Below are 13,442 nucleotides of genomic sequence, written 5' to 3'. Positions count from 1 at the left end.
CACGTCCGCGCAGTACCCGCTTAACACGCGAGGGGCACAGTGGTGGATGTCGGCAAGGGGCGGGAGCGGCTCCCCGCCCGGGCCGGCACCGTACGGCGTCCCGAGCTTCCGGAGCGGCTCCCGGACCTCCATGGCGCCACGGACGCGCGGCCCGTTCTGACCGGCTGCCGCCGTCCCTCGCGGGGACCGCCGTCGTCCCGCCCCCCGGGTCGCCCGGGGGTGTTGGCGGTCCCCGCGCAAGCTTTCGCCCTGCGAAAGGCTTCTAGTCGTCCCGGGAGGACCGGCGACGGCCGAAGAGGCCCGGCTGGGTGCGCAGCACCTGCGCCACGTTGACGCCCACGATGCCGATCCACGCCGTGACCAGCCCCGGCAGATGGCCGACCCCGCCGCCGATCGCCGAGAGCGGGATCGCCAGCACCAGCGAGACCACCCCGAAGCCGAACCGCTCCCCCCAGGAGTCCGTGGGCCGCGGCCGGCCCGACCCGCGCGCCACCACGAGCTGCTGCTCGCCCAGATGGCGCCGCACCCGCCGGTCGACCGTGCTGTCGATGCGCTGGTCGACCTTCTCCAGGAACGAGTCGACCAGTGCGGACTCGTACTCCTCGCCGAGCTCCCTGCGCGCGTGCAGGGTGGCGTCGAGTTCCTTCTTCAGTTCTGCGTCGCGCGCGTCCATACCGCTCATGGGGACCACGGTAGGGAGCGCGGGCCGCCGTGACACTGGGGAGAACCCCCCAGTGCCGGATCGGGGTGGCCGCCCCCCGGCGGCCCTCCTTGCCGCCCCTGCATACGTTCATGCAGAATTCCAGGGACCTGAATAGGACGCGGCGAGGGGACCACACCATGAGTGGCGCGACCGACAGCCCCGCCGCGCGGCTGCAGACGCTCTTCGAGGGGCACCGGCTGACGCCCACCCAGCGGCGCATCGCCCACAGCATGGTCCGCCGCGCCGCCGAGGTGCCGTTCCTGTCCAGCGTGGAGCTGGCCGAGCTGGCCGGGGTCAGTCAGCCCTCCGTCACCCGCTTCGCCGTCGCCCTCGGCTTCGACGGCTACCCGGCGCTCCGCCGCCATCTGCGCGAGGTCGCCCCCGCCGAGGCGCCCGCGGGGAGCGCCTCGTACAACGAGTACCAGCAGGCCGTCGAGGCCGAGATCGAGAACCTGCGGCATCTCGCCGAGGTGCTCGCCGACCCCGGACCGGTGCGCGAGGCGGGCCGGCTGCTCGCCGCGAGCCGCCCGCTGCCGGTGCTCGGACTGCGCGCGGCGGCGGCGCAGGCGTACGGCTTCACGTACTTCGCCGCCAAGGTCCATCCGGACGTACGGCTGCTCGACGAGGGCGGCACGATGGTCCACGACCGCGTCGACGCCGCCGTCCGCGCCGGCGCCACCACGCTGCTGTGCTTCGCGCTGCCCCGGCATCCGCGCGAGGTCGTCGACACCCTCGCGTACGCCAGGGAGGCCGGGCTGACCGTCGTGACCGTCGCCGACTCCGCGTTCGCGCCGGTCGCCAAGGTGTCCGACCTACTGCTGCCCGCCGCCGTCGGCACCGGGCTCGCCTTCGACACCGCGTGCGCGCCGATGCTGCTCGGCCGGGTGCTCCTGGAGGCGATGTGCGACGGGCTGCCGGAGGCCCAGGCGCGCCTGGAGGAGTTCGACGTGCGGGCGGCCCGGCGGGGCCTGTTCGTCGAGTAGGGCTCTTTTTCAGGCCGTTCTCACGTTGTCCCACTAGCCTGCGGTGCCGGACATCCCCTTGGTACGGACGGACGGGAGGACGGCGTGGCGCGCGCGGGACGGGAAGGCCGGGAGAAGCGGGAAGGGCGGGGCGGACGCGAGGGGCGCGGAGGCCACGGGCTGGCCCGGGTGGCCGTCGTCGTACGGGCCGGGGCCGCGCCGATGTGGTGGCTCGGGGTGTGCGCGGCGGGCATCGGCGTACTGGTGCCGGGGCTGACCGGACGCCGGATCGGCGTCATGGCCGGGGCCGCGCTGTATCTCGTGAGCGTCGCCGTCGTCGCCCTGCGCGGCCGCAAGGGGTACCGGGCCCTGGCCCGGGGTGCCGCCCGGGCCGGCAAGTACGACGTGCTCCAGGACCGTGCGGTCACCGTGCGGAACTGGCGCCGCGGGCACCGCTGGTGGCTGCTGCTCGGCTTCCTCCTCGCGCTCGGCGCCGCCTTCGTCGTGCCCGCCGCCGGCGGCATGCTGCTCGCCGGGCTCGGCACCGGGCTGCGGCTCAAGGCGGCCTGGCTCGGCCGCCTCGAACGCGGTGGCGACGGGCTCCTGTGGGTGCGCGTCGACTGGCTCGGCCGGGGCGCCGGCGCCCCGGCGGGCCGGACCGTCAGGGGCTACCGGCGCACCGGCATCGCGGCGGGCGACGCGGCCCCCGGAGGGGCGCGCCGCCGCACCGCCGCGCTGGTCTGACGGCCGGGCCGGCCGGTGCGGCCGGTGCGGCCGGTGCGGCCGGTGCGGCCGGTGGCGGCTCAGACCTCGAGGGACTCCTCGATCCGCTTCAGCTGGTGCCGGGCCATCGCCAGGTTGGCGCGCTTGGCGTCGAGCACCAGGTAGAGGAAGAGGCCGTTGCCGCCGCGCCCGGTCAGCAGCCGGATCATGTGGTACTGGTCGGACAGGGTGATCAGGATGTCCTCGATCTCGCCCTTGAGGCCCAGGTGCTCCATGGTGCGCAGCTTGGCGCGCACGACGTCGGTGTTGCCGGCGGCGGCCACGGTGAGGTCGAAGGACTTGCTGCCGCCGATCGTGCCGAGCGCCATGCCGCTGGTGTAGTCGACGAGCGCGGCGCCGGTGGAGCCCTCGATCGAGGCGAGGATTTCCTTCAGCGCGGTTTCGGTGTTCGCCATGACGGGGTGATCCCTTTCGGTTGCGGTTTTCGTTGGGTGTTCGCTCAGGAGAGGTGTCGGTCTGTCAGTTCTCCGCGGTGTTCCGCACGGTGTTCTCCGTGCCGTTCTCCGTGGTGTTCTCCGTGGCGCTCTCCGCGGTGCGCGCGTTCGCCGTGGAGCGTGGAGCGTTCGCGGGCGGGCGCGGGGTGCGGGTCCGCGCGGCGGCGGACCTGGCGGTGGGCCTCATGGGGGGCTTGGCGGGGAGCTTGTCCGGCGGCCCGGCCGGGGGCGGCGGTGCCGCCTCGGCGCGGACCGCGGCGGCGTCGACCAGCTCCCCGATACGGGCACTGGCCCGGCGCCCCTCCAGATGCAGCCGGCCGACGTTGACCCGGTCCTGGGCGAGCAGCGTCACCACGGCGGAGCGCCCGGCGGCGTAGGTGGCGACGTAGCCGTACACGCCGCGCACCAGCAGCTCGCGGAAGTCGCCCTGCGCGGTGGCGTCCGTCATGCGCACGGCGACGCCCAGCGCGGCCGCCGTCAGCGCGGCCACGCCCTCCGGTTCGACGCCGGGGGTGTCGTGGGCGAGCACGAGCCCGTCGACGCTCGCGGCGAGCGCGCCGGTCAGCTGGGGTACGCGGGACCTCAACCGGCGCAGTTCGTCGAGGACCTCGGCCTCGGCGGCCATCAGCAGTCTCCTCTCGGCACGCTGGCGAAGCGCGCGGATCACAGTGCCTCCAGGGCGTCACGGAGCCGGCGCAGCAGCGTGATGTGCGGGTCGGCGCAGGCCGTGTCCCGCGGCAGCGCCTCGGCGTACGCGGGGGGCTGCCCGCCCGGAGCGGACGGGGACGGAAGCGGGGCCACGGCCGGCGTGGACGGGCCCGTGGTCGTGTGCGGTGCGGGACGGGCGTACGCCGTGGCGGGCGGGTCCGCCGGGGCGAGCAGGCCCGCGGCGGCCAGCCGGTGCACGTCGACCAGGGTGTGGAAGGCGGGACGGCCCAGCGCGCGGGAGATGTCCGACGCCGTCCGCCGGCCGTCCACCAGGCGCAGCACCGCGGCCTGCCGGGGCGGGACGACCGGTTGGGCCGCCGGTGAGCTTCGTACCAGCGGGGCCTCGTCCGGTGCCGGGTCGGGCCAGATGCGGTGGAGCAGCGCCCGGCGGCGCAGCGTCTCGCGCTCCACGGCCGCCACCGGCACCGGGCGCACGGGGCCGAGCCAGTGGGCGTCGCCGTACCGGAAGCGGGCCGGGGCGCTGCTCGGCTCCAGGACGAAGTACGCGGCGTCGTACAGCGCCCCCAGGTGGCACAGTTCCAGCGCGCCCGTGGTCAGCCGGCCCCGGTCCACCAGGTACCGCCCCACCCGCCCGTCCTCCCCGGCCCGGGCGAACGCCTCGTGCCAGCCCTCCGCGTCCAGCGGGCCGTGCGCGGTGAGCAGGACGTCGAGGCCGGGGGTGTCCGGGCTCTCGGCGTGCACCACCTGGCCGTCGGCCAGGTAGAGCGCGCCGCGCTCCCGGATCAGCACGCCCGTGGCCCGTTCGGCGGCGAGCCGGACCAGCATCGGGGACAGGCTGCCCGCCGGTATCCGCGTGCGGTCCCGCACCGGCAGCACGGGCTGCGGCGGGGGCGGGGGCGGGGTGGGCGTCGCGACCATGGTCATTCCAGCACCAGCCGGCCCGCCATCTCACCCAGGCGTATCCGGGCCAGCGCGAGGTTGCCCTCGACGCGGGACAGCCACAGGTGGAGGAAGACGCTGCTGTCGAACGTCGTCGGGACGAAGCGCAGCAGGTGGTAGCTGTCGCTGTTGCTGACGATCAGGTCCTCGACGGGGATGCCGGGGCCGGACCAGTCGGAGCCGTCCGCCGGGGCGAAGCAGCGGTGTTCGGCGGCCAGCCGGGCGAGTTCGGCGGCCTCCGCGGCGGTCCTCTCGTGGTCGCCGCCGGGGGATTCCCCGACGACGCCCAGCGTCAGACCGCTGGTCCAGTCGACCACCGCGGCGCCTCTCGCGCCGGGCAGTCGCATGGCTTCCAGCAGGCACTCGTCGATACCGGGCACCCTGGCTCCCCTCCCGCCTCGGGTACGGATGAGTGACGCAGACGCTACGCAACGTGTGCGCGAGGGGTGACTGTTCTGGCATTTTCCGGTGGAACATGCGGAGGGGTGACTAGTGTGGGTCGGCTGTGAGTCGTGGGGGCGAGTCAAAGAGCCGTCAGCGCGCCGACGTGCGCGCCGCCCGACTCCGTGACGATGTCACGGACCGTCTGCGCCTCCCGCACCACGGCGAACCGCACCCCACCACCCCGCCCCCCGTCGGAGACGTACCCGTACACCCCCACCCGAGGCAACGCGTTGTACGCGTAATGGTGCGCGAACCCGTACGCCCCCGCGTCCGGCACCGCCACCACATCCCCCGGCTCCAGCACCGGCAACCGCCGCCCCTCGGCCAGCAGATCCCCCGCGAAGCACGCTGGCCCCGCCACGTCCTGCACCACCCGCGGCCCCTCCTTGGGCCGCCCCTTCGCGTCGTACACCGCGATCCGCACCGGCCATGCCCCCGGCGCGTACACCGTCCGCGTCGCCACCTGCACGCCCGCGTGCGTCACCGCCACCGCGCGCCCGCCCGCGCTCTTGGTGTACTCCACCCGCGCCACCACCACCCCGTGCTTCGCCAGCAGCGACCGCCCGAACTCGGTGACCAGCCCGTACCGCCCGTCCACCAGCCCCGGCACCGTCTCCGCCAGCAGCCGCGCATACTCCGCGTACGTCGGCGTCGACGCGTCCGAGCCGAAGTTCACCGGGAGCCCGCCGCCGATGTCCAGCGCCTCGACCTGCCGCCGGCCCACCCGCCGGTTGATCTCCTCGGCCAGCGCGTACACCTCGCCGACGCCCCGCGCCATCAGCGACAGCGGGATGCCCTGCGAGCCCACGTGCGCGTGCAGCCGGGTCAGCCAGGGCCGCTCGGTGTACGCGCGCAGCAGCCACTCCCGCGCCCCCTCGTCCCGCAGCGCCACCCCGAACTTCGAGGTCGCCGTCGCGGTCGACAGCGCCCCGATCGCACCGCCCCCGACCTGCGGGTTGACCCGGATGCCGAGGGGTGAGCGGGTGGGCGCGGAGCGGACCAGGCCGTCGATCCTGGCCAGCTCCTGCGGATTGTCGGCGTTGACGGCGATGCCCAGCGCGAGCGCCTCGCGCAGCTCCGCCGGGGTCTTGGCGGGCGAGTCCAGCACCGTCCGCTCCGGCGGCACCCCGGCCGCCCGCGCCAGGGCCAGCTCACCGGGGCTCGCCACCTCCGCCCCGATCCCGGACTCCCGCAGCAGCCGCAGCACCGGCACCAGCGGACCCGCCTTCACCGCGAACGCGTGCAGCACCGGCGTGCCGGCCGGAAGGACCGCCTCGAACGCCGCCCGCAGCTCGGCCGCCGCCTCCCGTATCCCGGCCACGTCCAGCAGCCCGGCCACGGGTGTGCCCGGCCCGAGCAGCCCCTGCTCGACGACGGCCCGCACTGCCTCGTCCCGCCGCGCCACCCGCTCCCGGTCGGCGTCGGACAGCGGACCGTCCGCCGCCGGACCCCACACGTTCTCCGCCACGGCCCGCGCACCCCGCGCGGCCCGGCCCTCGTCGGCCTGTTCCATCGGTGTCCCCGTCGCCTCGTTCACGTCCATGGTCCCGGCCACGCGCCCGCGTCGCCGTCCGGTTCCCGTATTGACTAGCTATATTCAGCACGCGACGATGTGAATATCTGCAACCCGCACCCAGACTCGAACGCAGACCCAGTCCCACATTCCGGCCCGGGAGGCACCCATGTCAGGACCCCGTCCAGTCCGAGCCCCGCGCGGTACGGAGTTGAGTGCCCTCGGGTGGCAGCAGGAGGCCGCCCTGCGGATGCTCCAGAACAACCTCGACCCCGAGGTCGCCGAGCACCCCGACAAGCTCGTCGTCTACGGCGGCACCGGCAAGGCCGCCCGCGACTGGCGCTCCTTCGACGCCATGGTCCGCACCCTGCGCACCCTCAAGCAGGACGAGACCATGCTCGTCCAGTCGGGCCGCCCGGTCGGCGTGATGCAGACCCACGAGTGGGCGCCGCGCGTCCTGCTCGCCAACTCCAACCTCGTCGGCGACTGGGCCAACTGGGAGGAGTTCCGCCGCCTGGAGGCCCTCGGCCTGACCATGTACGGGCAGATGACCGCCGGCTCCTGGATCTACATCGGCACCCAGGGCATCCTCCAGGGCACCTACGAGACCTTCGCCGCCGTCGCCGCCAAGCGGTTCGGCGGCACCCTCGCCGGGACCATCACCCTCACCGCCGGACTCGGCGGCATGGGCGGCGCCCAGCCGCTCGCCGTGACGATGAACGACGGCGTCGTGATCTGCGTCGACTGCGACCCGCGCGCCATCGACCGCCGCATCGAGCACCGCTACCTCGACGTGCGGGCCGACTCCCTCGACCACGCCCTGCACCTCGCCACCGAGGCCCGCGACCAGCGCACGCCGCTGTCCATCGGCGTCCTCGGCAACGCCGCCGAGGCGGTGCCGAAGCTCCTCGCCATGGGCGCCCCCATCGACATCGTCACCGACCAGACCTCCGCCCACGACCCCCTGGCCTACCTGCCCACCGGCATCGCCTTCGAGGACATGGCCGACGCCGCCGCCAAGGACCCGGCCGGCTTCACCACCCGCGCCCGCGAGTCCATGGCCCGGCACGTCGAGGCCATGGTCGGCTTCCAGGACGCCGGCGCCGAGGTCTTCGACTACGGCAACTCGATCCGCGGCGAGGCCCAGCTCGCCGGGTACGAGCGGGCGTTCGCCTTCCCCGGCTTCGTCCCCGCCTACATCCGCCCCTTGTTCTGCGAGGGCAAGGGCCCCTTCCGCTGGGCCGCCCTGTCCGGCGACCCCGCCGACATCGCCAGGACCGACCGGGCGATCCTCGACCTCTTCCCCGAGAACGAATCCCTGGCCCGCTGGATCAGGATGGCGGGGGAGCGGGTCCACTTCCAGGGCCTGCCCGCCCGCATCTGCTGGCTCGGCTACGGGGAGCGGGACAGGGCCGGCGAGCGGTTCAACGACATGGTCGCGAGCGGCGAGCTGAGCGCGCCCGTCGTCATCGGCCGCGACCACCTCGACTGCGGCTCCGTCGCCTCCCCCTACCGCGAGACCGAGGCGATGCTCGACGGCTCCGACGCCATCGCCGACTGGCCGCTGCTCAACGCCATGGTCAACGTGGCCTCCGGCGCCTCCTGGGTCTCCCTCCACCACGGCGGCGGCGTCGGCATGGGCCGCTCGATCCACGCCGGGCAGGTCACCGTCGCCGACGGCACCCCGCTGGCCGGCGAGAAGATCCGCCGCGTCCTCACCAACGACCCCGGCATGGGCGTCATCCGGCACGTCGACGCCGGCTACGACATCGCCGAGGACGTGGCGGAGGGGCGGGGCGTGCGCGTCCCGATGCGCGAGGGCGACGAGACGCCCGAGGGCGGCGTCGCGTGAGCTTCCACAGCATGTGGACGGAGCTGCTGCCCGTCGGCCGCAGCTCCGCCTCCGGCGGCTACCGCCGCTACGCCTGGACCCCCGCCGACACCGACTGCCGGGCCTGGTTCCGCGAGCAGGCCGAGGCCCGCGGGCTCACCTACGAGACCGACCGCAACGGCAACCAGTGGGCCTGGCTCGGCGACCCCGCCGCCGGGAACGCCCTGGTCACCGGCTCCCACCTGGACTCCGTGCCCGACGGCGGCGCCTTCGACGGCCCCCTCGGCGTCGTCTCCGCCTTCGCCGCCCTCGACGAACTCCGCGCGCGCGGCGTGCCGTTCACCCGGCCCTTCGGCATCGTCAACTTCGGCGACGAGGAGGGCGCCCGCTTCGGCCTCGCCTGCGTCGGCTCCCGGCTCACCTCCGGCGCGCTCACCGTCGAGGCCGCCCACCGCCTCACCGACGCCGACGGCATCACGCTCCCGCGCGCCATGGAGGCCGCCGGGTACGACCCCGACACCCTCGGCCCCGACCCCGAACGGCTCGCCCGCATCGGCGCCTTCGTCGAACTCCACGTCGAGCAGGGCCGCGCCCTCGACCTCACCGGGGACGCCGTCGGCGTGGCGAGCGCCATCTGGCCGCACGGCCGCTGGCGCTACGACTTCCGCGGCGAGGCCAACCACGCCGGCACCACCCGCCTCGCCGACCGCCGCGACCCCATGCCGGCCTACGCCGAGACGGTCCTCGCCGCCCGCCGCGAGGCCGCCCGCGCCGGTGCCGTCGCCACCTTCGGGAAGGTCGCCGTCGAACCCAACGGCGTCAACGCCATCCCCTCCCTCGTCCGCGGCTGGCTCGACTCCCGCGCCGCCGACCAGCCCACCCTCGACACCGTCACCGGCGCCCTGGAGAAGGCGGCCCGCGCGTACGCCGACGCCCACGGGGTCGAACTGGACGTCGTCCGCGAGTCGTTCACCCCCGTCGTCGAGTTCGACCACGCCCTGCGCGACGAGATCGCCCGCCTCCTCGGCACCGGCACCGACCTCACCGTGCCCGTCCTCGGCACCGGTGCCGGACACGACGCCGGGATCCTCTCCGGCGCCGTCCCGACCGCCATGCTGTTCGTACGCAACCCCACCGGCGTCTCGCACTCCCCGGCCGAGCACGCCACCGAGGACGACTGCACGGCCGGCGTCACCGCGCTCGCCGACGTACTGGAAGGGCTGGCCCACAGGTGACGCGGACCTACTGGCTGGAGCACGCCTGGCTCGGCGACCACGTCGAACCGGGCGTCGCCGTCGGGACGGCCGACGGACGGATCACCAGCGTCCGCACCGACACCCCCGCCCCGCCCTCCGGCGCCGAGGTACTGCGCGGCCTCACGCTCCCCGGGCTGGCCAACGCCCACAGCCACGCCTTCCACCGTGCGCTGCGCGGCACCGTCCAGGTCGGCAGCGGCACCTTCTGGACCTGGCGCGAGGTCATGTACGCCACCGCCGACCGGCTCACCCCGGACACGTACCACGCGCTCGCCCGCGCGGTGTACGCCGAGATGGCGCTCGCCGGCATCACCGCCGTCGGCGAGTTCCACTATCTGCACCACGCCCCCGGCGGCACCCCCTACGCCGACCCCAACGCCATGGGCGAGGCACTGCTCGCGGCCGCCGCCGAGGCCGGCATCCGGATCACCCTCCTCGACACCTGCTACCTCTCCGCCGGCTTCGGCCGGCCGCCCACCCCCCACCAGCTCCGCTTCTCCGACGGCACCGCGGAAGCCTGGGCCGAACGCTGTTCAGTTCTCAAGGAACGGGATCACGCGCGGATCGGTGCGGCCGTCCACTCCGTACGGGCCGTGCCCGCCGACCAGTTGGCCACCGTGGCCGGCTGGGCCGAGCGGCGGCGGGCCCCGCTGCATGTGCACCTGTCGGAGCAGACGGCGGAGAACGACGACTGCCGCCGGGCCCACGGCCGTACCCCCGCCCGGCTGCTCGCCGACCACGGAGTGCTGGGCCCGCGCACCACCGGGGTGCACAACACCCACCTCACGGACGAGGACATCGCGCTCCTCGGCGGGTCGGGCACCGGCACCTGCATGTGCCCGACCACCGAACGGGACCTCGCCGACGGCATCGGCCCCGCCGCCGCCCTCCAGCGGGCCGGCTCCCCGCTCAGCCTCGGCTCCGACAGCCACGCCGTCATCGACCTGCTGGAGGAGGCGCGCGCGATGGAACTCAACGAGCGGCTGCGCACCCGCGCCCGCGGTCACTGGACGGCGGCCGCCCTGCTGCGCGCGGCCTCCGCCGACGGCCACGCCGCTCTCGGCTGGGACGAGGCGGGCCGCATCGAACCGGGCACGCTCGCCGACCTCACGACGATCGCCCTCGACTCCGTCAGAACCGCGGGAGCCCTGCCCCGGCTGGGCGCGGAGACCGCGGTATTCGCCGCGACGGCAGCGGACGTACGCCACACGGTCGTCGGAGGGCGGCACGTCGTACGGGACGGCGCCCACGCGCTCGTACCGGAGGTGCCGGCGGCGCTGGCACGGGCGATCGACGCCCTGCGCGGCTGAGACCGGCCACCTCCCGGACCGCCACGGCCCCTGTCACTGTCATCGTCACCGCCACCGCCACGACCACCGCGTCCGCCATCGCCCCCACCGAGGACACCATGAGCAGCAGCACGGTCATCACGAACATCGCCACGCTGATCACCAACGACCCCTCCCTCAGCGACACGGACCCCCTCGGCACGGTCCGGGACGCGGCCGTCGTCATCGAGGGCGACCGCGTCGTGTGGACCGGTGAATCAAGCAAAGCACCCGCCACTGACAATCGGGTCGACGCCGCCGGCCGGGCGGTGATCCCCGGCTTCGTGGACTCCCACTCCCACCTCGTCTTCGCGGGCGACCGCACCGCGGAGTTCCACGCCCGCATGTCCGGCCGCCGCTACGAGGCGGGCGGCATCCGCACCACCGTCGCGGCCACCCGCGCCGCCACCGACGCGGAACTGGAGGCGAACCTCACCCGTTATCTGGACGAGGCACTGCGTCAGGGCACGACCACGTTCGAGACCAAGTCGGGCTACGGACTGACCGTCGAGGACGAGGCCCGCGCCCTACGCATCGCGGCCGCGCACACCGACGAGGTGACGTTCCTCGGCGCGCACGTCGTACCGCCCGAGCTCGCCGAGGACCCGGCGGCCTACGTCGCCCTGGTCACCGGCGCGATGCTCGACGCCTGCGCCCCGCACGCCCGCTGGATCGACGTGTTCTGCGAGAAGGGGGCCTTCGACGGCGACCAGGCCCGCGCGATCCTCACCGCGGGCCGCGCCAAGGGCCTGCACCCGCGCCTGCACGCCAACCAGCTCACCTACGGCCCCGGCGTGCAGCTCGCCGTGGAACTCGACGCGGCCAGCGCCGACCACTGCACCCACCTCACCGACGCGGACGTCGACGCCCTGGCGAACAGCGGCACCGTGGCCACGCTGCTGCCCGGCGCCGAGTTCTCCACCCGCGCCCAGTGGCCCGACGCCCGCAGGTTGCTGGACGCCGGTGCCACGGTCGCGCTCTCCACGGACTGCAACCCCGGCTCGTCGTTCACCAGTTCGATGCCGTTCTGTATCGCCCTCGCCGTACGGGACATGGGCATGACCCCGGACGAGGCGCTCTGGTCGGCCACCGCGGGCGGCGCCCGCGCCCTGCGCCGGGACGACGTCGGCCGGCTCGCCCCGGGGGCGTACGCCGACCTCGTCGTCCTGGACGCCCCCAGCCACGTCCACCTGGCCTACCGCCCCGGCGTTCCCCTGACCGCCCAGGTCTGGCGCCGCGGAGAACGCGTGACCTGACCGGAACGGGGAACACGGCGGACGGGGAGGGAAGGCAAGGAAGAGGGACGGAAGAGGGACAAGAGAACAGAGGGACAAGAGAACAGAGGGACAGGAAACAGGGAGAAGAGGCCGCCTGAGCGCTACGTGCCACAGGCCGCCCGCCGGCTACTCCTCGAGCGTCAGGCCCTTGCGCAGCCGGACGAGCGTGCGGGCCAGCAGCCGGGAGACGTGCATCTGGGAGATGCCCAGCTCCTCGCCGATCTCCGACTGGGTCATGTTGGCCACGAACCGCAGCGACAGGATCTTCCGGTCGCGCTGCGGCAGCCCGGCGATCAGCGGCTTCAGCGACTCGACGTACTCGACGCCCTCGAGGTCGTGGTCCTCGTAGCCGATGCGGTCCGCGAGCGCGCCCTCGGAGTCGTCCTCCTCGGGCTGCGCGTCCAGGGACGACGCCGTGTACGCGTTGGAGGCGACCATGCCCTCGACGACCTCGTCGTTGGTCAGCCCGAGCCGGTCCGCCAGCTCGGTCACCGTGGGCGCCCGGTCCAGCTGCTGGGCCAGCTCGTCCCCGGCCTTGGCCAGGTCCAGGCGGAGTTCCTGGAGCCGGCGCGGCACGCGCACGGACCACGAGGTGTCGCGGAAGAACCGCTTGATCTCGCCGATGATGGTCGGCATCGCGAACGTGGGGAACTCCACCCCGCGGCTGAGCTCGAACCGGTCGATCGCCTTGATCAGGCCGATCGTGCCGACCTGGATGATGTCCTCCATCGGTTCGCTGCGGGTGCGGAACCGGGAGGCGGCGAACTTGACCAGGGCGAGGTTCAGCTCGACGAGCGTGTTGCGGACGTAGGCGTGGTCGTAGGTGCCCTCTTCGAGGGACTCCAGGCGCTGGAACAGGGTCTTGGACAGCGCCCGCGCGTCCACCGGTCCGACCTCGTCGTACGGGGGGATCTCGGGGAGTCCGGCCAGGGGGTCGGACCCGGTGAGGTTCTCGAAGTCCTCCAGCGCCTCGAGCCCTTCGAGGGACTCGACAGCGGGTTCGAACTCCCGTCGTTCCGGGGAGCGTGTCGACGTCGCCCTCTGGGTATGCGATTCGTCGAGCCGGGGTGACATGATGTCCTCCATCGTTCTCGGCATGTGGCAGCCGAAGCCATACGTGCACTGCGGTGTGCGGCGCCTCCAAAGCCGGCCGTGTCGATTGGGTGTCCCTACTAGCCCTACCCGCTTCCACAAGCCGGTTGCAAGTGCGTTTAGCTGCACGTTGTCCGGGTTTGTGCGTTTGTTCGGGTGTCGGGAGTCGTGGGGAAGGCGTAATGTTCGAGGGCGTCAAGCAAGAGCCACG

At 74.0% G+C, this 13,442-nt stretch carries 13 protein-coding genes; 6 read left to right on the top strand and 7 right to left on the bottom strand.

Annotation, left to right across the window (positions count from 1 at the left end):
- Nucleotides 1-262: 262 nt before the first annotated feature.
- A complete protein-coding gene (locus OIE12_RS13205) occupies nt 263-673 on the bottom strand; it encodes a hypothetical protein (RefSeq protein WP_329141921.1) in 411 nt (136 codons plus the stop codon).
- A 167-nt stretch (nt 674-840) separates the two neighbouring features.
- Between OIE12_RS13205 and OIE12_RS13200 the strand changes: the two genes are divergently transcribed.
- The gene (locus OIE12_RS13200) at nt 841-1,686 is read left to right on the top strand and encodes a MurR/RpiR family transcriptional regulator (RefSeq protein WP_329134964.1); all 846 of its coding nucleotides are present in this window, start codon (nt 841-843) and stop codon (nt 1,684-1,686) included.
- Between the two features lie 201 nt (nt 1,687-1,887).
- A complete protein-coding gene (locus OIE12_RS13195) occupies nt 1,888-2,409 on the top strand; it encodes a hypothetical protein (RefSeq protein ID WP_329141919.1) in 522 nt (173 codons plus the stop codon).
- Nucleotides 2,410-2,468: 59 nt separating this feature from the next.
- On the opposite strand, the gene OIE12_RS13190 is transcribed toward OIE12_RS13195, so the two are convergent.
- From OIE12_RS13190 to OIE12_RS13170, 5 genes are all read right to left on the bottom strand, one after another.
- The gene (locus OIE12_RS13190) at nt 2,469-2,843 is read right to left on the bottom strand and encodes a hypothetical protein (protein WP_329134962.1); all 375 of its coding nucleotides are present in this window, start codon (nt 2,841-2,843) and stop codon (nt 2,469-2,471) included.
- 64 nt (nt 2,844-2,907) lie between these two features.
- Nucleotides 2,908-3,507 (bottom strand): roadblock/LC7 domain-containing protein, encoded by a 600-nt coding sequence (locus OIE12_RS13185; RefSeq protein ID WP_329134960.1) that lies wholly within the window; start codon nt 3,505-3,507, stop codon nt 2,908-2,910.
- A 38-nt stretch (nt 3,508-3,545) separates the two neighbouring features.
- Complete coding sequence (locus tag OIE12_RS13180) at nt 3,546-4,475, bottom strand: hypothetical protein (RefSeq protein WP_329134958.1); 930 nt, start codon at nt 4,473-4,475, stop codon at nt 3,546-3,548.
- A complete protein-coding gene (locus OIE12_RS13175) occupies nt 4,472-4,870 on the bottom strand; it encodes a hypothetical protein (protein ID WP_329134956.1) in 399 nt (132 codons plus the stop codon). The genes OIE12_RS13180 and OIE12_RS13175 overlap by 4 nt, the downstream gene beginning before the upstream one ends.
- Nucleotides 4,871-5,013: 143 nt before the next feature.
- The gene (locus tag OIE12_RS13170; RefSeq protein ID WP_329141917.1) at nt 5,014-6,447 is read right to left on the bottom strand and encodes a diaminopimelate decarboxylase; all 1,434 of its coding nucleotides are present in this window, start codon (nt 6,445-6,447) and stop codon (nt 5,014-5,016) included.
- A gap of 169 nt (nt 6,448-6,616) precedes the next feature.
- On the opposite strand from OIE12_RS13170, the gene hutU reads away from it, so the two are divergent.
- The 4 genes from hutU to hutI all read left to right on the top strand — a co-directional run bounded on the left by hutU (nt 6,617) and on the right by hutI (nt 12,118).
- Nucleotides 6,617-8,299: a urocanate hydratase gene (gene hutU, locus OIE12_RS13165; protein ID WP_329134954.1), complete on the top strand. Its 1,683-nt coding sequence runs from the start codon at nt 6,617-6,619 to the stop codon at nt 8,297-8,299.
- Nucleotides 8,296-9,513, top strand: coding sequence for an allantoate amidohydrolase (locus OIE12_RS13160; protein WP_329134953.1), 1,218 nt, complete (start codon nt 8,296-8,298; stop codon nt 9,511-9,513). The genes hutU and OIE12_RS13160 overlap by 4 nt, the downstream gene beginning before the upstream one ends.
- Nucleotides 9,510-10,844, top strand: coding sequence for a formimidoylglutamate deiminase (locus OIE12_RS13155; protein WP_329134951.1), 1,335 nt, complete (start codon nt 9,510-9,512; stop codon nt 10,842-10,844). The genes OIE12_RS13160 and OIE12_RS13155 overlap by 4 nt, the downstream gene beginning before the upstream one ends.
- 98 nt (nt 10,845-10,942) lie before the next feature.
- Nucleotides 10,943-12,118 carry an imidazolonepropionase gene (gene hutI, locus OIE12_RS13150; protein WP_329134950.1) on the top strand — a complete coding sequence of 392 codons (1,176 nt, stop codon included), beginning with the start codon at nt 10,943-10,945 and terminating at the stop codon, nt 12,116-12,118.
- Between the two features lie 147 nt (nt 12,119-12,265).
- Here the strand turns inward: hutI and OIE12_RS13145 are convergent, their stop codons facing one another.
- On the bottom strand, nt 12,266-13,225 hold the full coding sequence (locus tag OIE12_RS13145) for an RNA polymerase sigma factor SigF (protein WP_329141914.1): 960 nt from the start codon (nt 13,223-13,225) through the stop codon (nt 12,266-12,268).
- Between the last annotated feature and the right edge of the window lie 217 nt (nt 13,226-13,442).

This window comes from Streptomyces sp. NBC_00670 (genome assembly GCF_036226765.1).
In the GTDB taxonomy this organism is placed as follows: domain Bacteria; phylum Actinomycetota; class Actinomycetes; order Streptomycetales; family Streptomycetaceae; genus Streptomyces.
The sequence above is the reverse complement of the archived record's forward strand: the minus strand, read 5'-3'. Positions and strand labels throughout refer to the sequence as shown.

What these genes read in the sequence shown, in the direction of transcription:
- OIE12_RS13205 (WP_329141921.1), bottom strand. Translation starts at nt 673, where the DNA reads ATGGACGCGCGCGACGCAGAACTGAAGAAGGAACTCGACGCCACCCTG.
- OIE12_RS13200 (WP_329134964.1), top strand. Translation starts at nt 841, where the DNA reads ATGAGTGGCGCGACCGACAGCCCCGCCGCGCGGCTGCAGACGCTCTTC.
- OIE12_RS13195 (WP_329141919.1), top strand. Translation starts at nt 1,888, where the DNA reads ATGTGGTGGCTCGGGGTGTGCGCGGCGGGCATCGGCGTACTGGTGCCG.
- OIE12_RS13190 (WP_329134962.1), bottom strand. Translation starts at nt 2,843, where the DNA reads ATGGCGAACACCGAAACCGCGCTGAAGGAAATCCTCGCCTCGATCGAG.
- OIE12_RS13185 (WP_329134960.1), bottom strand. Translation starts at nt 3,507, where the DNA reads ATGGCCGCCGAGGCCGAGGTCCTCGACGAACTGCGCCGGTTGAGGTCC.
- OIE12_RS13180 (WP_329134958.1), bottom strand. Translation starts at nt 4,475, where the DNA reads ATGACCATGGTCGCGACGCCCACCCCGCCCCCGCCCCCGCCGCAGCCC.
- OIE12_RS13170 (WP_329141917.1), bottom strand. Translation starts at nt 6,447, where the DNA reads ATGGAACAGGCCGACGAGGGCCGGGCCGCGCGGGGTGCGCGGGCCGTG.
- hutU (WP_329134954.1), top strand. Translation starts at nt 6,617, where the DNA reads ATGTCAGGACCCCGTCCAGTCCGAGCCCCGCGCGGTACGGAGTTGAGT.
- hutI (WP_329134950.1), top strand. Translation starts at nt 10,943, where the DNA reads ATGAGCAGCAGCACGGTCATCACGAACATCGCCACGCTGATCACCAAC.
- OIE12_RS13145 (WP_329141914.1), bottom strand. Translation starts at nt 13,225, where the DNA reads ATGGAGGACATCATGTCACCCCGGCTCGACGAATCGCATACCCAGAGG.